The following is a 22,664-nucleotide window of genomic DNA, read 5'->3' as shown; positions in this document are numbered from 1 at the left end:
CGTGACGTCGTGCGGACATGCGCCGGCGTGTCGCGCCGGCGAATATCGGGGGGTACGACCTAACTTGGCGTGAAGATCACCTTGCCCTTGAATGCCGCCGCCTGCGCGATCGCCTGTGAAAAATCCTCCAGGCGATAGGTGCCGACCACCGGCGCGCTGATCGCACCCGATGCGACCATCGGCACCAGATGGTCGTACATTCCGGCCAACGCTTCGTCCGTCGCAGTCTTGCCCCAATGACCGAGCCAGAAGCCGCGCACCGACACCTCGTTGAAGATCACGCTCAAGGCCGAGCCGGAGAACGGCTGTCCGCTCATCGCGCTGTAGATGACGAGCACTCCTTTTGGCGCGAGGCAGTTCATCAGGTTCAAGGCGGATGAGCCGCCGACCATGTCGAGCGCCAGCTGGATCGGCGCCCCACCCGTTTCCCTGGCGACGCGCTTGGCGAGATCCGGCCCGTCGAGCAGCACGATATCGCCGCCGACCGACTTGACCTCGTCCACGACGTCCTCGCGGCGGACGATGTTGACGGTCTTGAGCCCGAGCGACTTGGCGATGGCGATCACCGCGCGCGCCGTCGCCGAATTGGCGCCGTTCTGGATCACCCAGCCGCCGGGCGGCACTTTCACGAAATCGGTCAGCAAGAGATAGGCGGTGGCCGGATTGACCCCGATCATGGACAGTTGCTGGACATCGGCATTGTCAGGCAGCGCACGCTGCCATGATGCGGTGAATTTGACCCGCTCAGTCCAGGTCGGGACCGTGAAGGGAATCAGCGTGCGGTCGCCCTCCTTCAGATTCCTCACCTGCGATCCGGCGGCAACAACCCGCCCGACGCCCTCGATCCCGAGCGTGGCCGGCGGTGACGGCAGATAGCCGTAGCGCCCGGCGATGATCATGAAATCCGAATTGTTGATCGGCGCAGCCTCAACCGCGACCACGATCTCGTCGGGGCCGGGGCTGCCGACGTCCAGCACCTCGTTGAGCTTGACCACGTCCGCTGCACGTCCGAACGCAACGACCTGAACCGCTTTCATGGCGTCATCTCCCGATTTCGTTATGTACTTCTAAGTACAGAATATGGATTGCGTCAATAGCCGGACCTGCCTTCACAGCAAGTTGAAGGCTTCACATCCGACGCGGGAGTACATAAAAGATGGGATATGGCAAGGCCGCGCAGCTTCGATCCGGACGATGTCCTGGAAATCGCCCGCCAGATGTTCTGGCAGAAGGGCTTTCAGGCGACTTCGCTCGACGACATCACGGCGGCGAGCGGCGTCGCGAAACCCAGCCTCTATGCGGCGTTCGGCGACAAGAACGCGTTGTTCCTGAAGGTGCTGGACCGCTATCACGACGGCATCCTCGGCTGGGCCGAGCGCGTGCTGGCGCAGCCGGGGCCCACGCGGGACGTCATCAGGCAGTGGCTTACCGGCTTCATTCCCTATTGCTCGGGCGAGAAGGGACAGCGCGGCTGCCTGTCGATCAATTCCGCGACCGACGGCTCGCTCGACCAGGTCGAGCTCCGCAAGAGCATCGAGCGCTACAACCGGCGGCTCGAAGAGCTGCTGCGCGCGCGGCTGCGCACCGATCGCGTCCAGTTCAGGAAGGGCTTTGACCCCGACGTCACCGCCCACACCATCATGGTGGTGCATGCCGGACTGCTGGCGCTCGCGCACCAGAGGCCGGATTCGAAGCAGGTGAAGGCCGTGATCGACCAGGTGATGAGCCTGCTCGCCTGAGTTTGTCGGCACCCGGCCTTCCGGCAGCCCCCGCGCGCTCTCACGATTGTGATTATATGACGATTATCATCTGATTGATGTCCTGATCTCGATGACCATCTCCGGGCTGGCTGTCATGGGCTTTCCGGATTTTGGGGATCAGATGAACAAACGGTTTTGGCGTGCGGCAATCGTTCTAGTCACCGCCCTGCTGGCGAAGCCGGCGATCGGGCCGGTGCAGGCCCATGATCACGGGCATCCCGAATTGAACGCCTGGTATGAGAGCCTGCGCACCGTCAAGGGCCCCTGCTGCGACGGCAGCGACGCGAAGCGTGTCGATGACGCCGATTGGGACACCAAGGACGGCCACTATCGCGTCCGGCTCGAAGGCGAGTGGGTCGACGTTCCCGATGAGGCCGTCGTCGCCGGACCGAACCGTGCCGGCCGCACCATGGTCTGGCCGTATTATCTGGACGGGCACCCGAGGCCACGCTGCTTCATGCCGGGCAGCATGGGCTGAGTGCCCGCGAAAGCGCTATGCGCCCGGTTCGGTCACAGCGCGAGCTGGATCCGGTCCTCGCCATCGCCCTCCGGCTTCGCCGGCACGGCGCAGCAGATCAGCACCTCGTCATCGCCCACCTTTGCGGTGGGCTGCTTCACATAGGTCACGGCGCCTGCCAGCAACCGCGTTCGGCAGGTTCCGCAATTGCCCTCCCGGCAGCTGAAGGCGGGGCTAAGGCCGCGCGCTTCCGCCAGTTCGAGCAGCGTCCCCGCCTCCGGCGTCCAGCGCGCCTCCTTCAACGAAGTGGTAAAGGCGACCGGGACCGGCGTTGTCGCCGGCGGTCGCCGCGGCGGCGCTGCGGTGACGAGGTCGGGCTTCCGAACCAGCGATGAAGGACCGAATGCTTCGGCGTGAATCCTGCCGTCGGCAATGTTGTAGCCGCGCAGGGCGTCATAGAGCGATTGGGTGAACCGCGGCGGTCCGCACAGATAGAAGTCATAGTCGTTGAACGGCAGGACGCGCGACAACAGCGCCATGTCGATCCGTCCGGCCGCGTCGTAGTCTGTGCCCTGCTCGGCGCCGTCGACATCGCCGAGGACGCGGACGATCCGCACCGCGCCGCCGGCGGCATCCACCAGCTGCTGCAATTCATTGCCGAACGCGCGGTCCTGTTTCGCATGCGCGGCCTGGATCAGGGTCGTCGGCCGGATGCCGCGGGTGCGCAACCCTTCATAGACCACGTGGCGCAGCATCGCGAGCAGCGGCGTGATGCCGACACCGCCGGCGAGCAGCACCGCGGGCCGCTTCTCGCGCGCATCGATCGCGAAGGCGCCAGCCGGAGCGCGCGCTTCGATGATGTCGCCGACATGGATGGTGTCGTGGAGATGCTGCGATACGACACCGTCGCGCTTCACGCTGATCCGGTACATGCCGTCCGACGGCGCGACCGACAGCGTGTAGGTGCGGATGACCGGCTTGTCGATACCGGGCAACGAGAGACGAATCGGCAAATGCTGTCCCGCCCGGTGCGGAAGCAACCCCGCGCCGTCGTCCGGCTGCAAATGAAACGAGCGGATCGATCGGCTCTCGTCGACGATCCCAGTGACCTTGAACGGCCGCCACTGCGTCGCGCGCTCGGCGGCGCGGATTCGGTCGGCGGTCTGCACCCAGTCGCCGGTCATCAGCGAATTCGGCGACCAGCCTTCGGCCCGGAACGCCCAGCGCAGCGGCAGCGCGCCGCGCCGGCGCACCACGCGGCGGGCACGGAAGCTCCACAGCCGCTCGGCACCCTGAAACGCCGCGATCTCCGGCGAGTCCAGCATCACCTCAGCGTCACCGCTCAGCTGCAGCAGGTCGCCGGTTTCGAAATCGACAAACACCAGCCCGGCCTTGCCGTTGACGAGGATGTTGCCGAGCGTGTTGAAGAACAGATTGCCGGCGAAATCGGGAATCGTCAGCGTGCCGTCGTCGGCGACGCGGACGAAGCCCGCCCGGCCGCCGCGATGCGAGACGTCGACCTGGCGACGGTCCTCACGCTCGGCATAGGACGCCACGAAGAACGTGTCGGACGCCTTGATCATGTCGCGCGCGGCCTGATCGAGCGTCGTGCTCGCCTCGATCTCTCCCGCGAACGGTTCATCCGGCGCGCGCACGAAGGCGAAATCGCGCAGCTGGATGTACTGCGGGCAATTGCCAAAGCTCTGATCGAGCTCGAAGCTGAGCGCCTTGCCTGATGCCGCGCGCAGCAGCCCGTTCGCACGGTTGCGGCGCCGCGTGTGCAGTTCGATTCCGAGCAGTCCGATCGCATCGCCCGCGCGCATGCCTTCGCTGACGGGATCGCTGGCGTCAGGCCGCGCATCGATCTCGAGGCTGCGCGGCGTCGGCGAGGAGATGAAGCCCGGCCGGCCGGCCAGCAGCGAGGCCCAGGCGTCGCCGCTTCGGTCCACGCTGCCGACGACGATGAAGGGAATCTGCGCGAAGAAATCGCGATGCTGGTCGGGCATGAAGTCGCGCACCGCACGCTGGCCGACGGCCTCCATCTTCTCGGCGACACCAACCTGCTGCTGGATCGCCTTTTCGCCGGCATGCCAGGTCGCGAGCTTGCTCTTGGTTCGTCTGTCGCTCATCGTATCGCCCTCCCCTTCGGGGGTTGGACGGGCGCGCCCGACGGCACGCCCGGTCAGCAGGTCACGCGGCCGCCAGACCGACTGGGGTCTTGGCGAAGGCCACGAAGCCCGGCAGCGCCTCGATCCGGCGCAGCCACGCGTTGACGCGCGCATAGGCGGAGAGATCGACATTGCCTTCGGGCGCGCTGGACAGATAGCTGTAGAGCGCAACGTCTGCGATCGTCGGCGCCGCGCCGACCAGCCAGTCGCGCCCGGCGAGATGGGCTTCGAGCCGCTTCAGCAGAACATGCGCCCGCGCGATCACGTCGTCCGGATTGTGCTTCGCGCCGAACACGGTGATGAGCCGCGCCGCAGCGGGCCCAAACGCAAGATCGCCGGCAGCAACCGACAGCCAGCGCTGGACCGCGGCAGCGCCCCTTGCATCCTGCGGCAGCCAATCGGTGCGGCCGAGCTTGGTCGCGAGATAGACCAGGATCGCGTTGGAGTCCGGGATGATTACGCCGTCATCGTCGAGCACCGGCACCTGGCCGAACGGGTTGATCGAGAGATATTCCGGCCGCTTCTGCGCGGCGGACTTGAGGTCGACGTCGACCAGTTCGTGCGGAATTTCCAGCAGGGACAAAAACAGGCGCGCGCGGTGCGCGTGGCCGGAGAGAGCGAAGTGATACAGCTTCATGTGCCGTTCCTGATGTGGTGGACGGGTTCATTCCCGATCGCCAGCTCAAGGTGGCCCATTGCAGCGGTTATTATAATTGCCGTCGACGGTACTTCATTATTGCATAAATCGCAATAACACCTACTTGCGTCATGGCCGGGACTGTTCCTGCCACGACGAGGCCCTCGGCGGCGCACACGGTCGCGCGAACTGCGCCAACCTAAATCTCGACGATCACGTAGTTGTCCTCGATGTGCACCGGGAACGTCTCGGCAACATACGGCCCCTTCTGCAACTCGGCGCCGCTCTCGACCGCGACCGGATAGGAGCGGATCCTGAACCGCTTGGGATCGAACCAGGACTGCCCGTTGCGCATGTCGAATTCCCAGCCGTGCCACGGACAGCGCAGCATCTCGCCGACCCGGTCGCGCTGATAGATGCCGGGCTCCGGCGAGGTCAGGCGCGCGACGCAGGCCGCCTTCTCCAGCGGCGCGCCTTCATGCGGGCAGCGATTGAGCAGCGCGAAGAACTCGCCATTGACATGGAACACGACGATGTCGCGGCCCTCGATGCCGAACACCTTGTTGCCGCCGGCCGGAATCTCACTGGTGCGCGCGACGATGTGACGGGTCATCTGTGTCCTAGAATTTGTAAACCGCGCGGGCGTTGGCATTGAAGATCTTGCGACGCTCGGCGTCCGTCAGCGGCGTCTTGAAGGCGTAGCGCGCGTCGTCATAGTCCCAATGCGGATAGTCCGACGAGAACAACAGCCGGTCGATGCCGACCCATTCGATCAGCTGCCGCAGGTGCCTGGCTACATCCGGTTCGTCGATCGGCTGGGTCGTGAACCAGAAATGCTCCTTCACATATTCGCTCGGCCGGCGCTTCAGATGCGGCACCTCGCTGCGGAAGCGTTCGAAGTGCTGATCCATCCGCCACATCGTCGCGGGAATCCAGCCGAAGCCACCTTCGATGAACACGATCTTCAGTTTCGGGAAGCGCTCGGGAACACCTTCCAGCACCAGGCTGGTGAGGTTCGAGGCCACCGTGTGCGCGTTCGACTGATGCTCCTCGCAATAATAGGACGGCCAGCCGCCGCCGGTCGGAGCATGCCCGCCATAGCCGCCGACATGGATGCCGAGCGGCAGATCGAGCTCTTGCGCGCGTTCATAGATCGGCCAGTAGCGGCGGCGGCCGAGCGGCTCGTTGGCACGCGGCGAGACGTTGATCTGGATGTATTCGCCTGATTTGGCGCAGCGCTCGATCTCGGCGAGGCCGAGGTCGGAGCCATCCTGCCCGACCAGGATCGAGGCCTTCAGGCGCGGATCGCGATGCGCCCAGAACGCCAGTTGCCAGTCGTTGATGGCGCGCTGGATCGCGGCGCCGAATTCCAGATTCTGCTGCGAGAAGATGAAGAGATCGAGCACCTGCAGGATCCCGAACTCGACGTCGAAGGGATCGAGATGCTGCTTGCGCATGAAATCGAGGTCGGAGCCGGGCACGCCGCCGGTCGGCGGCCAGGCATCGCGCCGCGCGATCAGCGGCGAGGAGCGCGGATACGGCGTGGTGCCGATATAGGGCGTGCGCAGATGACTGCCATATTCCTTCAGATGCTGCTGCCAGCGTTTCGGCAGGAACTCGTTGAGGTCGCTGTGCGCGTGAAGGCTCGGATGGATGTCGCAGTCGATGATCTTCAGCCGCGTCGCCGCGGTCTTCTCCTGGTCGAGCATCGGGCGGTCGATGACGTCACTCATGCGATCCTCCTTCTTGTTTGCGCATGTTCTTGTCGGAAAACCGGTTCCCACTTTTCCGGATCATGCGCGCGAATTACGAATTCAGCTTCAAACGCGGGAACGTTTCAATCGGGTTGTCTTCGCACATCCGCTGGACGAGGCTTTTCGGCAGATGCGGCGGGATCGGATCGTCACCGTCGAACTGCCAGTGCGGATAGTCTGATGCGAACAGGAACATCTTGTCGGAGCCGATCTGATCGATGATGTCGGCAACGCTTGTAGCATCCAGCGGCGCGTCGAACGGCTGCATGGTGACGCGGAAATGGTCGCGGATGATCGCGGCGGGCTCGCGCTCCACCCACGGCACCTCGACGCGCACGCCGCGCCAGGTCTTGTTGGCGCGCCACATGAACGCCGGCAGCCAGCTGACGCCCGACTCCATCAGCACGACGGTCAATCCGGGATACTTCCCGAACACGCCCTCATAGATCAGGCTCAACGCCTGCGCCTGGAACGCCTGCGCCTCGGCGAGATAATATTCGTAGCGGTAGGACGGCCAGCCGATCGAGCTCGGCGCGCCCCGGTAGGCACTGCCGGCGTGGATCGCGATCGGCAGCTTGTATTTCTCCGCGGCCTGATAGATCGGCCAGTAATGCCGCCGCCCGAGCAGCGTCTCGCCCTGCGAGGGCACCAGCACCGAAACGAAGCGATTGTCGCCGGCCCTGCGCTCGATCTCCTCGACCGCAAGGTCCGGCGCCTGGATCGGCACCACGATCGAGGCGCGCAGCCGCGTGTCCTTGGCAAGCCATTCGGCCGCGATCCAGTCGTTGATCGCCCTGCAGAAGTCCGCGGCCATGTAGGAATCGAACACCGCCTGCGCGCCATAGACGACATTGCAGATCGCGTGGCTGGCGCCGAGCTGGTCGAATGCGCCGCGCTGCACCATGGCAAGATCGCTGCCGGGCTTGCTGCCGTCCGCCGGCCGCCAGTCGGCGCGGCCGGATAGCGGCATCGACGGCGGATAGGAATTGAGGTCGAGCCCGTCGATGGCACGGCTGACGACCTGTTCCTTCCAGTGATCACTCAGATAGGGCAGCAGCGTGGTGCGCGTTCCCCCCACCGCGGGATGGATGTCGCAGTCGATGCGCGTGGCCGCCATGGCGTTCCCCGGATTGATCTTCTTGTCGTCGTTGTTGGCGGCATCGCTGCCACGGATCGGACTGTGACGCCGATGGCGCGATCGTGCAAGCGGGTCCACGCGGGGCCGCCCTGCCCTGTGCGCATCCGCGCCTCACGCGAAGTTGCGGGATCGCGTGTGAATGGCGTCACCCCTTGAAGTCACGCGACATGCTAGCGATTCCGCGCCGCGGAAAGCGCGGGCACCGGGAGACGGGAATGAGACTGGGCCGACTGACGATCCTCGCATGTTCAATGTCGCTGGCCTCGTCGGCCGCCTGGGCCGCGCCTGCGACCACCTCCGGCTCGGTCGCGCTGGCGCTCGCCGGCGTGGTGGCGCCCTACTTGCCGCTGCCGGCCAAGGAGAAGAAGGCGGTCGCCGCATTCTTCAACGGCGACAGCAATGTCTCCTATGCCAGCAAGATCATCGTCACCGCCGACAAGGTGGTCTGCCGCGCCAGCAATGTCGACATCACCTCGCGTTCCTGCGCGCTGACCTTCGGCGGCAACACCCACACCGTGAAGGGCAGCGAAGCCAACGCGATCTTCGCCACCGAAGCGCTCGCCGGCGTGCCGCCCGACGGCGCCGCCGGCACGATCTACGAGACGCTGTCGAAACTGTCCTGCACGCTCGATCCGAAAGTGATCAACGACAAGGCCGGCGGCGGCGCCGACTGCAGCTTCGAGCCGGGAAATTAGCCCCACTCAATCTCCCTGCACGGCGACGCCCAGCCTCGCCGCGACACGGCGCGCAGTCTCTTCCCGCTGCTCCGTGATCGCGCGCACGGCCTGGCGCGACTGCTGCAGGATTTCGGGTGGCGCGGTCTCCGGCGTGCCGCTGTCGAACGGCGGCTCCGGCGCATACACCATATAGAGCTGGATCGCGCGCGCGGCATCGTCGCCGCGCAGTTCAGCCGCGAGCCGCAATGCGCCATCGATGCCTGCCGTGACTCCGGCGGCAAAGACGAAGCTTCCGTCCACCACCACGCGCTGGTTCACGGGCGTAGCGCCGAACAACGGCAGCAGATGAAACGACGCCCAATGCGTCGTCGCCCTGCGTCCCTTCAGCAGGCCGGCCGCTCCGCAGATCAGCGCGCCCGTGCAAACCGAGAAGATACGGCATGCCCCCGCCGCCTGCCGGTTGATCCAGCCGAGCACCTCCGTGTCCTCCATCAGGGCTTGCTGACCAAAGCCGCCCGGCACATGCAGCACGTCGAGCGGCGGCGCATCGGCCAGCGTCGCATCCGGTGTCAGCCGCAATCCCTTGATGTCGCGGACGGGATCGGCGGTCTTGCCGTAGATGCGGTAGGTCGAATTCGGAATCCGCGACAGCACCTCGAACGGCCCGGTCAAATCGATTTGATCGACGCCTTCGAACAGCAGCGAACCGATCCGGAGATGAACATCGTGAGCAATCATCGAACTTCCCTCGAACTTTCCTTGCGCTATGGACAAAGCGAATCTAGCGCGGCAGGTTTCGGCGATGACGCCAACCAGCCCACGTTTTTCGCCAAACCGCCGCCGCTCGATCGAAGTGCTGGCATATCCGGCTGTGCAATTGCTCGACGTCACCGGGCCATTGCAGGTGTTCGCGTCCGCCAATGCGCTGGCGGCCAAGGCTGGCAACGCCGAGCCATATGAAGTCCGCGTCGTTGCAAAGGATGGCCCGAACGTTGAGTCATCCGCCGGCGTCGGGCTCGCGGTGCATCCGCTGCCCGCCATCGACACCGCGGTCGACACGCTGGTGATTCCGGGCGGCGACGGCGTCAACGCCGCGACGGCCGATCCCGTCCTGGTGGACTGGGTACGCGAGCGCGCCGGGCAGGCGCGCCGCACCGCATCGGTCTGCACCGGCGCGTTCCTGCTCGCCGCATCGGGCGTGCTCGATGGCCGGCGTGCCGCGACCCATTGGGGATTTTGCGCAGAGCTCGCCGAGCGTTTTCCCGATGTCCGCGTCGAGCCCGATCCGATCTTCGTGCGCGACGGTTCGTTCTGGACGTCGGCCGGCGTCACCTCCGGCATCGATCTGGCGCTGGCGCTGCTGGAGGAGGATCTCGGCCGCACGGCGGCGCTTGCCGTCGCCCGCTATCTCGTGGTGTTCTTCAAGCGGCCGGGCGGACAGGCGCAATTCAGCGAAATCCTGTCGCTGCAAGCCACCGACGACAGGTTCAGCGCGCTGCACGACTGGATCAGCAACCATCTGGCCGGCGACCTCTCGCTGTCGACGCTGGCGAAACAGGCCGGCATGAGCGAGCGCAGCTTCAGCCGCCATTACGCCGAAGCGACCGGCTTGACGCCGGCACGCGCAATCGAGCGGCTCCGGGTCGAGGGCGCGCGGCATCTGCTCTCGGAAACGCGCCTGCCGATCAAGCGCATCTCACAGCGCTGCGGCTTCGGGTCGGAGGAAACGATGCGGCGCAGCTTCCTGCGCCTGCTGTCGACCACGCCGCAGGACTATCGCGCCAGGTTTGCGCTCTGACGTGCACGGCCGGCCGCGCGGTCGACGTGCAATGATTGACGCTAGGCGAGACCGTCTCAGCCGTTCCAGGCATATTCCTGCAACGCCGCCTCCAGCGGCGGATTGGTGACGCTGCCGGTGTAGTTGGTGATGGTCGACGCCGCCACGATGGTGATCACCTCAAGCACGAGATCCTTGTAGAACCCGGCTGCCAGGAATCGTTCGATCTCCTCGTCGTCGAGCCGCCCACGCTTTTCGATCAGCGACCGCGCCAGCGTCGAGAGCGCGCCGAGCGTCTTGTCGGCAGGCGAGCGGCCGGCACGCATCGCGTCGACATCGGCCGGATCGAGCCCAGCCTGCAAGCCGAGCGCGGAATGCAGCGCGACCGCCCAGGCGCAGCCATTGGTCACCGCGTCGGTGAGCAGCACGGTCTGGATCTGCTGCTCGGTGAAGCTGCCGCCGTGAACCTTGTCGAAGATGCCGATGAAGCTCTGGATCAGCACGGGCGAGGTCGCCATCGCCGCCGCAAGGTTCGGGATCATGCCAAACCGCGCCTCGACCTCGCGCAAAGTAGGCCTCGAGGCTTCGGGGGCAGACTCGAGCGTATGGACAGGAAAACGCGCCATTGGAAATGCCTTTCGCGGTGTTGATTGAACCCGAAGCCTCCGGTCGCAACCAGGCTGTTGCGATCCGTGCGCCGGCAATCGAGTTTGATGGAGCTGTCTAACCGCGCCCGGATATGCGCGTTCGCCAAACTCCCCACATTCCGCGCCACCAGCGGCAGCGGCGACGTTCAGCCTCGTCGCGCAGACTCCACTAGCCGCCGGCACGGTCCTTCACCCGTCGCGTCACGATCCCGAGCAGACGGCCGAGCGTGCCGGCGGCGGGGCCCTTCTTGCGCGCCAGCGCGAGCGGCGCGACGAGGCCGGTGGCGCGGTCGAGGCGGAGATAGGACACGCCGGCGGTCTCGAGCCGCGCCATCGATTCCGGCACGATCGAAATGCCGAGCCCCGCCGCGACCAGGCTGAGCGTCGACACCATCCGCGTCGCCTCCTGCGCCACTTTCGGGCTGAAGCCCGCGGCACGACAGGCCGCAATGATGCTGTCATAGAGGCCGGGCCCGGTCGGACGGCGGTAGAGGATCAGCGGCTCGTCGGCGAGCGAGGCCAGCGAAATCCGCCGCCGCGTATCCTTGCGGGCGCGCGGATGATGGTCGGGTAACGCGACCACCATCTCCTCGTCGAGCAGATGCGTGATCGTGAGGTTCTCCAGCCGCTCGCCTGGCGCACGCACGAATGCGGCATCGAGCCGATCGGCCTCGACGGCCGCGATCAGCTCGCCGGTCGAGGCCTCCTCGAGCGACAGCGTGATCGCCGGCGCGCGCTCGCGCATTTCGCGCATCACGCCGGTGACGAAAGGATGGAAGGCGGCCGAAGAGGTGAAGCCGATCGCAAGCTGGCCCTCCTGGCCGCGGCTCGCGCGGCGCGCGGCTTCAACCGCGAGGTCGGCGTCGCGCAGGATCGCGCGCGCCTTGCCGACGAAGGCACGGCCGGCCGCGGTCAGCTCGACCCCGCGCGGCTGCCGGCGAAACAGCGGGGCGCCGATCGCGACTTCCAGGGCGCGGATCTGCTGGCTCAGCGGCGGCTGCTGAATGCCGAGCCGCGCGGCGGCGCGAGTGATATGGCCTTCCTCGGCGACCGCGACGGCATAGCGGAGATGGCGCAGTTCGATCATCAGGGCAATCCATATGCAATAGATATGCAAATTCGCATATCCATATATTGGATATTTGGCACGCGGCCAACTAGAGTCGGCTCAACAACAAATCGAACCGGAGCCGCCCCGCCGATGGACGCCATCCCCGCCGCGCAAACCACTAAGCATCACGCACCTGACGTCGGCGAGTTGTTCACGGGCTTCTTCATCCTCGGACTGACCGGCTTCGGCGGCGTGCTGCCGCTGGCGCGCCACATGATGGTGGAGAAGCGCGGCTGGCTCACCGGCGCGGAGTTCACCGACCTGCTCGGGCTGTGCCAGTTCCTGCCCGGCGGCAACATCATCAACATGTCGGTCGCGGTCGGGCTGAAGTTTCGCGGCATTCCCGGCGCATTCGCAGCGATCCTCGGCCTGATCGCGGTGCCGACCGCGGTCGTGATCGGCCTTGGTGTGATCTATGGCCGCTTCGCCGACGACCCGGTCGTCCGTCATCTATTCGGTGGCCTCGCCGCCGCAGCAGCCGGGTTGCTGATTTCCACCGCGATCAAGATCGCCTGGCCGCTGCGGCGCGATGTGCTCGGCCTCTTCATCGGCGCGCTGTGCGTGCTGGCGATCGCCGTGTTCCGCTTGCCGCTGCTGCCGACCCTGCTGACGCTCGCGCCGCTCAGCATTGTTCTCCGGTCGAGGCAGGCGTCATGAGCGCAACCCTCGTCACGCTCGCGCTGATCTTCGCCGAGCTGTCGTTGCTCGCCTTCGGCGGCGGCAACACCATCCTGCCGGAGATGCAGCGTCAGGTGGTCGACGTCCATCACTGGATGACGGCGCAGGAATTCGGCGCGCTGTTCGCGCTGGCGCAGGCAGCACCCGGGCCGAACATGATGGTGGTGCCGCTGGTCGGCTGGCATGTCGCGGGCTTCTCCGGCGTGCTGGTGACATCGCTCGCCAAGTTCGGGCCGTCGTCGCTGGTGACAGGCTTCGCGCTGCGGCTCTGGGAACGCTTCAAGGACCGGCCCTGGCGCCGCACCGTGCAGGCGGGGCTGGTTCCGGTCACCGCCGGGCTCGTCACGGCCAGCGCCATCGTCATCACCCACGCATCGGCCTCGAGCTGGGGCACCATCCTGATCGCGACTGGCGTCGCGATCGCCACCACCACGACGCGCATCCATCCGCTTGTCGCGCTCGCCGCCGGCGCGGTGCTCGGCCTGTCCGGCATCGGACAGCCCTGACGCTCTGCTTGCGGCGATGGCGTCTCGTTCCACGCGGCGATGTGCGCGCTTTCGCCGCAATGGATGCGACGTCGCCAGCGGCTATGTTGATAATGCCATGATCGACACGCTCCGCATCGACACCCGTATTGCGCGCCGCGAATTGCGCGCCGGACGTCTGCACGCAGGCAATTAGCCGGCCGGCGATCGCGCGCCGTCCGGATTCCTCTACGTCACCAAATCATTTCAGTCCGTCGCGTCGCGAGATGTCCGCGCGCCGGCGCTCGTGCGCCTCCGATCAACCGCAAAGATCAACCCACATGACCCGAACCATTCAGAACAGCTTTACCGCCCCGGCATTGCCGCCGATCGTGATCACCGCGAGCGAGGCGCATCGCCTCAGCGCGCTGGCCGATTCCAGCATGGCGGTGTTTCCCCGCGTCGCCCAGTTCCTCGCACGCGAGACGGACCGCGCCCAGCTGGTCGCCGACGATGCCGATCGCTTGCATGACGTGGCCCGCATGGGCTCGCTTGTGCGCTACCGCGACGACGAGACCGGCGACGTCAGGGAGGTCGTGCTCGTCTATCCGCACGAAGCCGACATCGCGCTGCGGCGCATCTCGGTGCTGACGCCGGTCGGTGCCGCGCTGATCGGATTGTCGGTCGGCCAGACGATCGATTTTCAGACGCCGAGCCAGCAGACGCGTTCGGTGACGATCCTTGCCGTGACACATGAGGGCTAGCGGCTTTACGCCGCCTGATGACACTGTCCCATCTCGATCCCGTGCCGGCGCCCGCGCGCGATGCCCTCGGCGATCGCCTTCACGACGATCTCGGCGTCTTCGGGGGAGAGGTGATCGAGCGGCTGCCAGGCACGCATGATGTCGCGTGCGCGATCGAGGTCGCCGTAGATTGCAAGGAGAGGAAGCGATTTGCTCGGCATGTCCGTTGCTCCCAACCGCAGCTGAGCGAGTCTACCTCATCTGGACAGGTCGAGCCATGCGTCCGGCAACCGCGATTGCGTGCATTGCAGATCGCCGATGCATGGCGAGGGCGTTCCTGCCCCCGCCATCAACGCATTCGGTTACTCCGCGCCGGAGCCGCCCTGCACGATCTTCTCGTTCAGCTTCTGATCGACGGTCTCGACCGTGCGGTCGATCTCGGCGCTCGGCGTGCCGAGCTGATGCGAGATCAGCTTCACCAGCAGGTCGACGCGCTCGATGAAGGGCGCGCCGGCGGCGACCGCGCGGGCCGCCGATGACGGCTTGAGCAGGCTTTCCGCGGCCTTGGCGTATTTCGCGAACGGCACCTGGTCCGCGGGGTCGGCGCCGAGCTTGCGCGCGATGCCGTCGACGTGGTCATAGATCGCCTGCGAGCGCGTCAGGTCGCCATGCACGGCATCGCGGATCGATTGCGGCTCAGTCGGCGTGATGCAGCGATAGTTGCCGGTCAGCAGCATCGACCACTTCGCCAGCGGCACGAACAGCGAATCGAACACCTTCAGCTTCACCGGAACGTCCTGGCCGTCGAGCGTCACCGCGTCGATGTCGGCTTCGAGCTCGCGCAGCACCTTGTTGTGCTTGTCGTCGGCGAAGGCGGAGGCCTTGAAGTTGGTCGGCAGGCCGACATGCAGCACATTGGCCTTCTCCTCCGGCGGACGGAAGGCCTGCGGATCGGGCGAACACAGCGTGACGAGGCCCGGCTCGAAGCGCTCCCACACCTGCGCGTTGGTGTAGGCCTCCTCGAGGTCCATGCCGGCGAGTGCGGGGATCCGCTTCAGATACGGCAACGGCGGCATGTTCATGATCGACAGGCAGGGCAGCTTCGCCGCCGCGATCTTGATCATCAGCACGCGAACCGTGTGGTTGGTGTATTGCGGCTCCTGCATCGCAAGGCCGACCATGTCGTAGCGCGAGACGTCGACATCGGCAGGCGTGACGGCGTCGAGCTTGCCCGGCAGATCGCGCGAGAAGATCGAGCGGTGCTCCTTCTCGTCGCGCAGCTTGATCCGCACCTCGGTGCCTTCGCGGTTGATCAGGTCGGCGGTGTTCTTCCGGCACACCAGGGACACGTTGTGACCCGCCATCAACAGCTTGGTTCCCAGCAGGGAGCCGTAGGAAGCTCCCAAAATCAGAATGTTGCGCGCCATGCTCTCTCCAATAGCCCTTCTCGCGAAAGGCTTGCTCTCCAAAATCCTGTCCGAAGCTGCTGCCGAACCGATGCCCGGTCGATATTGGCCGTCCCGCATCCACGGGCCGACGGTCGCCAAATCACCAGACAATCAAGACCGCTGGTGTATGGTATGCCACCGTCTATCGCAGATCGACAAGCGGCTGCCAAGGGGATTATCTCGCGTGCGGACTTTCGTTCCGCGGTTAAGAAGGGCATTCGAGCTTGCAAGTCGCCGCCGACCCGACGGATCGGGCTGAAGAAATCCTCGTCTCAGCTTCCCGGCTGTTTGCCCGCCACTCCTATGCCAACGTGACGATGGAGCAGGTCGCAGCATCGGTGCAGGCCGTGCCGGGCGCGCTGTATCACTATTTCCGCGACAAGGAAGATCTGATCTTCCACTGCTATCTGCGCGGCCTTGCGATCTATCGCCACGAGATCGAGGCGGCCGCCGAGCCCGGCATCGACGGGCTCGAGATCATCAGGCGCTTCGTGCGCGGCAGGCTGAGGCCCGAAGGCCAGCGCATGATCCTGTTCAGCGATATCGATGCGCTGGCCGCGCCCTACAGCAGCGAGGTCCATGCCAAGCGCTGGCAGAACGCCGCGCTGCTGGCGGACATCCTCGATCGGGGCGTGGCGGACGGCTCGATCGCCTGCGACGAGCCGCTGCTCACGGCGGTGGCGCTGATCTCCATCCTCGACTGGGTTCCGTTCTGGCTGTCCGAACGCGACTACTACACGCGGCAACAGGCGATCGATGCCATCGACGACATCATCACGCATGGCGTCTACCGGCGCGAGATCGCGCTCCCCAAAATGCCCGAGCCGCTCAGCCTCGCCCCTTTTCTCGAGGCTCGCGCAGCGTTGAACAAGCGGGCCGCCAAGTTCGACAGGATGCTGTCGATTGCTTCCGACAGTTTCAACCGAAGGGGCGCCTCGGGCACGTCGCTCGAGAGCATCGCCGTGGATGCGGGCATGACGCGCGCCGGCATCTACTATCACTTCAGTGAAAAAGAGAGCCTGCTGCTGGCCTGCCTGCGACGCGGGCTCGCCGGCGAGGTCAGCATTCGCGAGCATCTGCAAGAGCACAGCCTTGGAGCATTCGATCACATCGTTCAGCGAATTCGCCTGCTGTTGATGCTGCACGACACGCCCTGCGGCCCAAAGGCGACCTACCACAACATCAACTATCTCAACGACGCAGACCGAAAAGCCTATGTCGGAGACGTGCTGGCGACGATCCGACAAGACCAGAACAGCTATCAGCGCTGGGTCGACGAGGGCCGTTTCCGCCGCATCGATACCTATTTCGCGGAGCGCATTCTCACCGGAATGGGCCACTGGTATCCGATCTGGTTCAAGACCAGGCGTGACTGGTCTCCAGCCGAGATCGCCGATCATTTCGCGCGGCTGTTCCTCGCGGGCCTCAAGCCGCGCCGACATCCAGGCTAGATCCGCCACGGTAGCGATCCCGGTTTCCCCTTCCCCCTGAAAGGGGGAAGGTCGGGATGGGGGTCAGCCGCAGGCGACGCTCCAAGTGGAGACAGCCGATCCCCACCCGCTTCGCTCTAACGAGCGAAGCGACCTCCCCTTTTCAAGGGGAGGTTTTGGAGACGGACGACGCCGGTTCGGAACCGAGAATAAGCGTGAGCCCCATCCAAAAGTTTACCTGTAATTCAAAACTGCGCCCGATTCCGGCGACATATGGCCTATAACATCATAATACCTTCTGCTAAAACTTGACGCAGTATTCAAAGCGAAAGTTGCGAAGGCTCGGCGATTGGGGTTATGAGACGGCCTCGATCGCTAAAGATCAAGAAACACGAGCAAGGGAGAACGCAGGATGCATAGGCTGATCGTTGCCGCCGCGGCAGCGCTGACGGTGTTGGGAGGCGCGGCGTCCGCGCAGGAATCCATCAAGATCGGCTATATCGATCCGCTCTCCGGCGGCGGCGCCAGCGTTGGCGAAGGCGGCCTGAAGACGTTTCAGTATCTCGCCGACGAGTTGAACGCCAAGGGCGGCATCCTCGGCCACAAGGTCGAGATCGTCCCACTCGACAACAAGACCAATCCGCAGGAAAGCCTGGTGCAGGCGCAGAAGGCGGTCGACGCCGGCGTCCACTACATCACCCAGGGCAACGGCTCGTCGGTCGGCGCGGCGCTGGAAGACTTCGTCACCAAGCACAATTCGCGCAACCCCGGCAAGGAAGTGCTCTACTTCAACTACGCCGCGGTCGATCCGGCGATGACCAACGAGAAGTGCAGCTACTGGCACTTCCGCTGGGATGCGAACTCGGACATCAAGATGGAAGCGCTGACCAACTACATGAAGGGCCAGCCGTCCATCAAGAAGGTCTACCTGATCAACATGGACTATTCGTTCGGCCAGTCGGTGCGCACCACGGCGCGCAAGATGCTGGGCGAAAAGCGGCCGGATATCCAGGTCGTCGGCGACGAACTGCACCCGATGCTCAAAGTCACCGACTTCTCGCCCTACATCGCCAAGATCAAGGCGTCCGGCGCCGACACCGTCGTGACCGGCAACTGGGGCCAGGACTTCGCGCTGCTGCTGAAGGCGGCGGCTGACGCCGGCCTCAAGGTCAACTGGTACACCTATTATGCCGGCGGCGCCGGCGGACCGACCGCAGTCAAGCAGGCCGGCCTCGAGGGCCAGGTGTTCCAGATCAGCGAAGGCGTCCCGAACTCCGGCAACAAGGCGGCGATGGATTTCGAGAAGGACTTCCGCGCCAAGACCGGCATTTCCGTCTGGTATCCGCGCGCGGTCAACGAGATGCGGATGTTCAAGGCGGCCGCCGAGAAGGCCAATTCGATCGATCCGGTGAAGGTCGCGGCCGCACTCGAAGGCATGAAGTTCGAAGTGTTCGACGGCGGCGAGGGCTTCATCCGCAAGGACGACCACCAGTTCTTCCAGCCGATCTACATCTCCTCGTTCGGCGCGCTGGCCGACAAGACCAAGGAGCCGTTCGACGAGGAAAACACCGGCTGGGGCTGGCGCATCGTGTCCAAGATCGACACCGCGCAGACGATGCTTCCGACCACCTGCAACATGAAGCGGCCCTGATCGGCCACATCAGTCATTCCGGGATGGTGCGCAAGCACCAGACCCGGAATCTCGAGATTCCGGGTTCGCCCGCTGACGCGCGCGCCCCGGAATGACGGGTAAGTTCCTTTCACTCGACAGGCTTTACTCACGTGAACCGTTCCAGTCTCAAGCGAGTGCGCCGTGGCTGAGCTGATCGTCATCTCGACGCTCAACGGCGTCCTGTTCGGCATGCTGCTGTTCCTGTTGTCCAGCGGGCTCACCGTCATCTTCAGCATGATGGGCGTGCTGAACTTCGCGCATGCCAGCTTCTACATGCTCGGCGCGTTCTTCGGCTTTCAGCTCACCCGCTGGATCGGATTCTGGCCAGCCCTGGTGCTGGCGCCGCTGCTAGTCGGCGCGGTCGGCATGGCGGTCGAGCGCTACGGTCTGCGCAACACCCACAAGCACGGCCATGTCGCCGAACTGCTGCTGACCTTTGGTTTAGCCTTCGCGATCGAAGAGATCGTCTCGATGATCTGGGGCAAGAGCCCGGTCGACTACCGCGTCCCGGCGGCGCTCGACTTCCCGGCCTTCACCGTGTTCTCCACCAATTACCCCGCCTACAAGATCTTCATGCTGGTGATCTCGGTAGTGATCTTCATCGCGCTGCTGGTCACCTTGAAGAAGACGCGCGTCGGCCTGATCGTGCAGGCCGCGCTGACCCATCCGAGCATGGTCGGCCATCTCGGCCACAATGTCGGACGCGTGTTCATGCTGGTGTTCGGCGTCGGCAGTGCCCTTGCGGGTCTCGCCGGCGTCATCGCCGGTCCCTCGCTGGTGACGCAGTCCGACATGGCCGCGCTGCTCGGCCCGATCCTGTTCGTCGTCATCGTGTTCGGCGGCCTCGGCTCGCTGCCCGGCGCCTTCATCGCTTCGCTCCTGATCGGCTTGATCCAGACCTTTGCAGTTGCTTTGAACGGCTCGCTCGCCAGCGTGTTCGGCCCGCTCGATCCGAGCCTCGGCCCCTCGCCGCTCACGGACATCTGGAACGTCACGATCGCGCAGATCGCGCCGATCCTGCCTTATGTGCTGCTGGTGCTGGTCCTGATCTTCCGCCCCATGGGCCTATTGGGGACGCGCGAGTCATGAGCAACGCTTCCACGCCCTCCATCGCTGCGGGCAAGCAGGAGCCCGGCAGCGCCTTGAGCTTCTATGGTGTCTGGCTGCTCGCCGCGGTCGCGCTGGTCGTGCTGCCGCTGGTGTTCGGCACCGGCGGCTCGCTGACCTCCTTCAGCCTGATCGGCATCGCGATCATCTTTGCGCTGTCCTACAACATCCTGCTCGGCCAGACCGGGCTGCTGTCGTTCGGACACGCGGTGCAGTACGGCCTCGGCGGTTTCCTCGCCGTGCATGTCATGAACGCGGTCGCGAGCCACAACTGGCCGATCCCGCTGCCGGTGATCCCGCTAGTCGGCGGCATCGGCGGCATGGCGTTCGCCCTCCTCGTCGGCTGGGTGATGACCAAGCGCGCCGGCACCGTGTTCGCGATGATCTCGCTTGGCATCGGCGAGCTGGTCGCCTCGTCGTCGCTGATCCTGCGTAGCGTGTTCGGCGGCGAATCCGGCATCACCACCGACCGCACCTCGCTGATGCCGATGTTCGGCTGGACCTTCGGGCCGCAGATCCAGGTCTATTACCTGATCGCGTTCTGGGTGATGGTGTCGGCGATCGCGATGTATGCGCTGACCCGCACGCCGCTCGGGCGGATCTGCAACGCGGTGCGCGACAATCCGGAGCGCGTCGAGTTCATCGGCTACGATCCGCATGTGGTGCGCTATCTCGCCTACATGTTCGCCGGCTTCTTCGCCGGCATCGCCGGCGGGCTGACCGCGATCAATTTCGAGATCGCCAACTCGGCCTATCTCGGCGCGACGCAGTCGGGCCTCGTGCTGTTCTCCGCGTTCATCGGCGGCACCGCCTATTTCTTCGGTCCGATCTTAGGTGCCATCCTGGTGACCTATCTGCAGCTCGGGCTGACCAGCGTCACCTCGGTCTGGCAGCTCTATTTCGGCATCATCTTCATCGGCATCGTGATGTTCGCACCCGGCGGCATCGCCGGCATCCTGATGAAGCACCGCCCGCTGATCCGCGCCGGGACCCTCGGCACCGTGATCCCGTCCTATCTGGTCGCGACGATCCCGACGCTGGCGCTGGCGCTCGGCATCATCCTGACCATCGAAACCGTTGCGCGCTTCTCGGGCGGCGATGTGATCAACCTGCTCGGCGTTCCCTTCGTCGCCACGGCGCCGACGACCTGGGCGGCCGCGGCGGTCCTGCTCGTCGGCGGCTTCCTGGTCGCGCGCATCACCTGGCGGCGCGTTGCGGAAGCCTGGGACCGCGCCGCGACGGTGGCCCGTGACCGGGGGTATCTCGCATGACCGCTGCCATCCAAGTCAACGCCGTCGAGAAGAGCTTCGGCAATGTCGCCATCATCCGCGATCTCAACCTGAGCGTCGCCAAGGGCGAGCGTCACGCCATCATCGGCCCGAACGGCGCCGGCAAGTCGACGACGTTCAACCTGATCAGCGGCCACATCAAGCCGACCTCCGGCGAGATCCGCCTCAACGGCGAGGTGACCTCGGGCTTGCGGCCCTTCGAGATCAACCGGCGCGGGCTGTCGCGCTCGTTCCAGGTCACCAACGTGTTCGCCCGCATGACGGTGTGGGAGAACGTCCGCTGCGCCGTGCTGTGGGCGACCGGCCACCGCTACGCGTTCTGGAAGAACGTCGACAATCTGCCCGAGGTGAAGCAGCGCACCGCGCAGATCCTCGACGACATCCATCTCAGCCACCGCCGCGACGTGCCGGCGGGCCTCTTGACCTATGCCGAGCAGCGCGAGCTCGAGATCGGCATCACGATCGCGGGCGGCGCCAGCGTCATCATGCTGGACGAACCGACCGCGGGCATGAGCCACGCCGAGACCGAGCGCGCCGTCGCGCTGATCCGCCGCCTCACCGAGGGACGCACGCTCGTCATCGTCGAGCACGACATGAGCGTGGTGTTCGGCCTCGCCGACCGCATCTCGGTCTTGGTCTACGGCCACATCATCGCCTCCGGCACACCGGAGGAGATCCGCGGCAACCCGAAGGTCAAGGAAGCCTATCTCGGCGAGGAGGTCGACTGATGCTCGAGGTCAGGAATCTTCACGCCTATTACGGCAAGAGCCACATCCTGCAGGGCGTCGATCTCGACATCGCGGCCGGCGAGGTGGTGAGCCTATTGGGGCGCAACGGCGTCGGCCGCTCGACCACCGTCAAGGCGATCATGGGCGAGGTGCCGCCGCAGGGCACCATCCGCTTCAAGGGCCAGGATATCGCGGGCCTGCCGAGCCACAAGATCGCACGCCTCGGGCTCGGCTATGTGCCGGAGCATCGCGACATCTTCCCGAGCCTGACGGTTCGCCAGAACCTGATCCTCGGCATCAAGGACCCGCGCCGCCCCGGCAAGTGGCGGCTGCAGGAGATGCTCGACATGTTCCCGAACCTCGCCGCGCGCGCCGACACGCCGGCGGGCGTGCTGTCAGGCGGCGAGAAGCAGATGCTGACCACCTGCCGCACGCTGCTCGGCGACCCCGAATTGATGATGATCGACGAGCCGACCGAAGGCCTGGCGCCACTGATCGTGCAGCAGGTCGGCGAGCTGATCTCGCGGATCGCGAAAGCCGGCGTCGCGATTCTCCTCGTCGAGCAGAAGCTGTCGATCGCGATGAAGATCTCCAACCGGGTCTACATCATGGGCCACGGCCGCGTGGTGTTCGAAGGCACCCCCGACCAGCTCAAGAGCAACGCCGCCGTTCGCGAGGAATGGCTCGAGGTGTAAGGCGGGTGACGGCGGATCGACGAAGCAATCGAACGTCGACGTAGCAGAGCCATCAGTCAGTTCGCGAACACGACCCAGACCAGCGCGACCAAGAGACTGTGGAAACAAATTATCGAAGCCAGGAATAGCCAGTCGTCCCCGGTCATGGGGCCGAAAACCACGGCCGAAGCGCGGCGACAGCGACACGCGAGCTGGGAAAAGAGGTTCGACTGCATGGGACTGCCCTAGCGGAGTACGCTCCGCCAGGTCTTGCTCGTCTGTGCCAGCTAGTTGAGAGCTGGTGT

The 22,664-nt window shown here is 65.2% G+C and carries 24 protein-coding genes; 13 read left to right on the top strand and 11 right to left on the bottom strand.

Annotated elements, in window-relative coordinates:
• Nucleotides 1-59 precede the first annotated feature (59 nt).
• Nucleotides 60-1,037, bottom strand: coding sequence for a zinc-dependent alcohol dehydrogenase family protein (locus tag ACVMDN_RS00255; protein ID WP_076827633.1), 978 nt, complete (start codon nt 1,035-1,037; stop codon nt 60-62).
• A 126-nt stretch (nt 1,038-1,163) separates the two neighbouring features.
• Here ACVMDN_RS00255 and ACVMDN_RS00250 point away from each other — a divergent pair, with 126 nt between their 5' ends.
• The gene (locus tag ACVMDN_RS00250; protein WP_076827635.1) at nt 1,164-1,739 is read left to right on the top strand and encodes a TetR/AcrR family transcriptional regulator; all 576 of its coding nucleotides are present in this window, start codon (nt 1,164-1,166) and stop codon (nt 1,737-1,739) included.
• Between the two features lie 142 nt (nt 1,740-1,881).
• Complete coding sequence (locus tag ACVMDN_RS00245) at nt 1,882-2,238, top strand: hypothetical protein (RefSeq protein WP_057017927.1); 357 nt, start codon at nt 1,882-1,884, stop codon at nt 2,236-2,238.
• Between the two features lie 32 nt (nt 2,239-2,270).
• Here ACVMDN_RS00245 and ACVMDN_RS00240 read toward each other — a convergent pair whose 3' ends face one another.
• The 5 genes from ACVMDN_RS00240 to ACVMDN_RS00220 all read right to left on the bottom strand — a co-directional run bounded on the left by ACVMDN_RS00240 (nt 2,271) and on the right by ACVMDN_RS00220 (nt 7,893).
• Complete coding sequence (locus ACVMDN_RS00240) at nt 2,271-4,346, bottom strand: FAD-binding oxidoreductase (RefSeq protein ID WP_076827636.1); 2,076 nt, start codon at nt 4,344-4,346, stop codon at nt 2,271-2,273.
• A 61-nt stretch (nt 4,347-4,407) separates the two neighbouring features.
• Entirely contained in the window at nt 4,408-5,022 is a 615-nt protein-coding gene (locus ACVMDN_RS00235; RefSeq protein WP_076827638.1) for a glutathione S-transferase family protein, read from the bottom strand.
• Between the two features lie 199 nt (nt 5,023-5,221).
• On the bottom strand, nt 5,222-5,635 hold the full coding sequence (locus ACVMDN_RS00230; protein WP_141339593.1) for a Rieske (2Fe-2S) protein: 414 nt from the start codon (nt 5,633-5,635) through the stop codon (nt 5,222-5,224).
• Between the two features lie 7 nt (nt 5,636-5,642).
• The gene (locus ACVMDN_RS00225; protein WP_076827642.1) at nt 5,643-6,755 is read right to left on the bottom strand and encodes an amidohydrolase family protein; all 1,113 of its coding nucleotides are present in this window, start codon (nt 6,753-6,755) and stop codon (nt 5,643-5,645) included.
• A 73-nt stretch (nt 6,756-6,828) separates the two neighbouring features.
• Nucleotides 6,829-7,893 (bottom strand): amidohydrolase family protein, encoded by a 1,065-nt coding sequence (locus ACVMDN_RS00220; protein WP_076827767.1) that lies wholly within the window; start codon nt 7,891-7,893, stop codon nt 6,829-6,831.
• Nucleotides 7,894-8,129: 236 nt separating this feature from the next.
• Between ACVMDN_RS00220 and ACVMDN_RS00215 the strand changes: the two genes are divergently transcribed.
• Entirely contained in the window at nt 8,130-8,609 is a 480-nt protein-coding gene (locus ACVMDN_RS00215; protein ID WP_076827643.1) for a hypothetical protein, read from the top strand.
• Nucleotides 8,610-8,615: 6 nt separating this feature from the next.
• On the opposite strand, the gene ACVMDN_RS00210 is transcribed toward ACVMDN_RS00215, so the two are convergent.
• Entirely contained in the window at nt 8,616-9,329 is a 714-nt protein-coding gene (locus tag ACVMDN_RS00210) for a DJ-1/PfpI family protein (protein WP_057017904.1), read from the bottom strand.
• A gap of 64 nt (nt 9,330-9,393) precedes the next feature.
• Between ACVMDN_RS00210 and ACVMDN_RS00205 the strand changes: the two genes are divergently transcribed.
• Nucleotides 9,394-10,389 (top strand): GlxA family transcriptional regulator, encoded by a 996-nt coding sequence (locus ACVMDN_RS00205; protein WP_076827769.1) that lies wholly within the window; start codon nt 9,394-9,396, stop codon nt 10,387-10,389.
• A gap of 56 nt (nt 10,390-10,445) precedes the next feature.
• Here ACVMDN_RS00205 and ACVMDN_RS00200 read toward each other — a convergent pair whose 3' ends face one another.
• Together ACVMDN_RS00200 and ACVMDN_RS00195 are read right to left on the bottom strand one after the other, a co-directional pair.
• Entirely contained in the window at nt 10,446-10,994 is a 549-nt protein-coding gene (locus tag ACVMDN_RS00200; protein ID WP_076827645.1) for a carboxymuconolactone decarboxylase family protein, read from the bottom strand.
• Between the two features lie 190 nt (nt 10,995-11,184).
• Nucleotides 11,185-12,102, bottom strand: coding sequence for a LysR family transcriptional regulator (locus ACVMDN_RS00195; protein ID WP_076827647.1), 918 nt, complete (start codon nt 12,100-12,102; stop codon nt 11,185-11,187).
• A 114-nt stretch (nt 12,103-12,216) separates the two neighbouring features.
• Here ACVMDN_RS00195 and ACVMDN_RS00190 point away from each other — a divergent pair, with 114 nt between their 5' ends.
• The 3 genes from ACVMDN_RS00190 to rnk all read left to right on the top strand — a co-directional run bounded on the left by ACVMDN_RS00190 (nt 12,217) and on the right by rnk (nt 14,032).
• The gene (locus ACVMDN_RS00190) at nt 12,217-12,783 is read left to right on the top strand and encodes a chromate transporter (RefSeq protein WP_076827649.1); all 567 of its coding nucleotides are present in this window, start codon (nt 12,217-12,219) and stop codon (nt 12,781-12,783) included.
• Entirely contained in the window at nt 12,780-13,310 is a 531-nt protein-coding gene (locus ACVMDN_RS00185; protein ID WP_076827650.1) for a chromate transporter, read from the top strand. The genes ACVMDN_RS00190 and ACVMDN_RS00185 overlap by 4 nt, the downstream gene beginning before the upstream one ends.
• Nucleotides 13,311-13,609: 299 nt before the next feature.
• Entirely contained in the window at nt 13,610-14,032 is a 423-nt protein-coding gene (gene rnk / locus ACVMDN_RS00180) for a nucleoside diphosphate kinase regulator (protein WP_456835787.1), read from the top strand.
• Between the two features lie 5 nt (nt 14,033-14,037).
• Here rnk and ACVMDN_RS00175 read toward each other — a convergent pair whose 3' ends face one another.
• The gene (locus ACVMDN_RS00175; RefSeq protein WP_076827654.1) at nt 14,038-14,232 is read right to left on the bottom strand and encodes a hypothetical protein; all 195 of its coding nucleotides are present in this window, start codon (nt 14,230-14,232) and stop codon (nt 14,038-14,040) included.
• Between the two features lie 141 nt (nt 14,233-14,373).
• On the bottom strand, nt 14,374-15,438 hold the full coding sequence (locus ACVMDN_RS00170) for a ketopantoate reductase family protein (protein ID WP_028332920.1): 1,065 nt from the start codon (nt 15,436-15,438) through the stop codon (nt 14,374-14,376).
• 245 nt (nt 15,439-15,683) lie between these two features.
• On the opposite strand from ACVMDN_RS00170, the gene ACVMDN_RS00165 reads away from it, so the two are divergent.
• From ACVMDN_RS00165 to ACVMDN_RS00140, 6 genes are all read left to right on the top strand, one after another.
• Nucleotides 15,684-16,910: a TetR/AcrR family transcriptional regulator gene (locus ACVMDN_RS00165; protein ID WP_076827656.1), complete on the top strand. Its 1,227-nt coding sequence runs from the start codon at nt 15,684-15,686 to the stop codon at nt 16,908-16,910.
• A gap of 391 nt (nt 16,911-17,301) precedes the next feature.
• Nucleotides 17,302-18,540 (top strand): branched-chain amino acid ABC transporter substrate-binding protein, encoded by a 1,239-nt coding sequence (locus ACVMDN_RS00160; RefSeq protein WP_057017914.1) that lies wholly within the window; start codon nt 17,302-17,304, stop codon nt 18,538-18,540.
• A 162-nt stretch (nt 18,541-18,702) separates the two neighbouring features.
• Nucleotides 18,703-19,650, top strand: coding sequence for a branched-chain amino acid ABC transporter permease (locus ACVMDN_RS00155; protein ID WP_016847025.1), 948 nt, complete (start codon nt 18,703-18,705; stop codon nt 19,648-19,650).
• Entirely contained in the window at nt 19,647-20,939 is a 1,293-nt protein-coding gene (locus tag ACVMDN_RS00150) for a branched-chain amino acid ABC transporter permease (RefSeq protein WP_076827658.1), read from the top strand. Before ACVMDN_RS00155 ends, ACVMDN_RS00150 begins: the two co-directional genes overlap by 4 nt.
• A complete protein-coding gene (locus tag ACVMDN_RS00145; protein WP_028332917.1) occupies nt 20,936-21,685 on the top strand; it encodes an ABC transporter ATP-binding protein in 750 nt (249 codons plus the stop codon). The genes ACVMDN_RS00150 and ACVMDN_RS00145 overlap by 4 nt, the downstream gene beginning before the upstream one ends.
• Entirely contained in the window at nt 21,685-22,380 is a 696-nt protein-coding gene (locus tag ACVMDN_RS00140) for an ABC transporter ATP-binding protein (RefSeq protein ID WP_076827659.1), read from the top strand. The genes ACVMDN_RS00145 and ACVMDN_RS00140 overlap by 1 nt, the downstream gene beginning before the upstream one ends.
• The last annotated feature ends 284 nt before the right edge of the window (nt 22,381-22,664 follow it).

The organism is Bradyrhizobium sp. USDA 4510 (assembly GCF_054059095.1).
This window is presented reverse-complemented; position numbering and strand designations above follow the sequence as displayed.

What these genes read in the sequence shown, in the direction of transcription:
- ACVMDN_RS00150 (WP_076827658.1), top strand. Translation starts at nt 19,647, where the DNA reads ATGAGCAACGCTTCCACGCCCTCCATCGCTGCGGGCAAGCAGGAGCCC.
- ACVMDN_RS00145 (WP_028332917.1), top strand. Translation starts at nt 20,936, where the DNA reads ATGACCGCTGCCATCCAAGTCAACGCCGTCGAGAAGAGCTTCGGCAAT.
- ACVMDN_RS00230 (WP_141339593.1), bottom strand. Translation starts at nt 5,635, where the DNA reads ATGACCCGTCACATCGTCGCGCGCACCAGTGAGATTCCGGCCGGCGGC.
- ACVMDN_RS00195 (WP_076827647.1), bottom strand. Translation starts at nt 12,102, where the DNA reads ATGATCGAACTGCGCCATCTCCGCTATGCCGTCGCGGTCGCCGAGGAA.
- ACVMDN_RS00140 (WP_076827659.1), top strand. Translation starts at nt 21,685, where the DNA reads ATGCTCGAGGTCAGGAATCTTCACGCCTATTACGGCAAGAGCCACATC.
- ACVMDN_RS00235 (WP_076827638.1), bottom strand. Translation starts at nt 5,022, where the DNA reads ATGAAGCTGTATCACTTCGCTCTCTCCGGCCACGCGCACCGCGCGCGC.
- ACVMDN_RS00160 (WP_057017914.1), top strand. Translation starts at nt 17,302, where the DNA reads ATGCATAGGCTGATCGTTGCCGCCGCGGCAGCGCTGACGGTGTTGGGA.
- ACVMDN_RS00200 (WP_076827645.1), bottom strand. Translation starts at nt 10,994, where the DNA reads ATGGCGCGTTTTCCTGTCCATACGCTCGAGTCTGCCCCCGAAGCCTCG.
- ACVMDN_RS00225 (WP_076827642.1), bottom strand. Translation starts at nt 6,755, where the DNA reads ATGAGTGACGTCATCGACCGCCCGATGCTCGACCAGGAGAAGACCGCG.
- ACVMDN_RS00210 (WP_057017904.1), bottom strand. Translation starts at nt 9,329, where the DNA reads ATGATTGCTCACGATGTTCATCTCCGGATCGGTTCGCTGCTGTTCGAA.
- rnk (WP_456835787.1), top strand. Translation starts at nt 13,610, where the DNA reads ATGACCCGAACCATTCAGAACAGCTTTACCGCCCCGGCATTGCCGCCG.
- ACVMDN_RS00245 (WP_057017927.1), top strand. Translation starts at nt 1,882, where the DNA reads ATGAACAAACGGTTTTGGCGTGCGGCAATCGTTCTAGTCACCGCCCTG.
- ACVMDN_RS00250 (WP_076827635.1), top strand. Translation starts at nt 1,164, where the DNA reads ATGGCAAGGCCGCGCAGCTTCGATCCGGACGATGTCCTGGAAATCGCC.
- ACVMDN_RS00215 (WP_076827643.1), top strand. Translation starts at nt 8,130, where the DNA reads ATGAGACTGGGCCGACTGACGATCCTCGCATGTTCAATGTCGCTGGCC.
- ACVMDN_RS00205 (WP_076827769.1), top strand. Translation starts at nt 9,394, where the DNA reads ATGACGCCAACCAGCCCACGTTTTTCGCCAAACCGCCGCCGCTCGATC.
- ACVMDN_RS00185 (WP_076827650.1), top strand. Translation starts at nt 12,780, where the DNA reads ATGAGCGCAACCCTCGTCACGCTCGCGCTGATCTTCGCCGAGCTGTCG.
- ACVMDN_RS00240 (WP_076827636.1), bottom strand. Translation starts at nt 4,346, where the DNA reads ATGAGCGACAGACGAACCAAGAGCAAGCTCGCGACCTGGCATGCCGGC.
- ACVMDN_RS00170 (WP_028332920.1), bottom strand. Translation starts at nt 15,438, where the DNA reads ATGGCGCGCAACATTCTGATTTTGGGAGCTTCCTACGGCTCCCTGCTG.
- ACVMDN_RS00190 (WP_076827649.1), top strand. Translation starts at nt 12,217, where the DNA reads ATGGACGCCATCCCCGCCGCGCAAACCACTAAGCATCACGCACCTGAC.
- ACVMDN_RS00255 (WP_076827633.1), bottom strand. Translation starts at nt 1,037, where the DNA reads ATGAAAGCGGTTCAGGTCGTTGCGTTCGGACGTGCAGCGGACGTGGTC.
- ACVMDN_RS00220 (WP_076827767.1), bottom strand. Translation starts at nt 7,893, where the DNA reads ATGGCGGCCACGCGCATCGACTGCGACATCCATCCCGCGGTGGGGGGA.
- ACVMDN_RS00175 (WP_076827654.1), bottom strand. Translation starts at nt 14,232, where the DNA reads ATGCCGAGCAAATCGCTTCCTCTCCTTGCAATCTACGGCGACCTCGAT.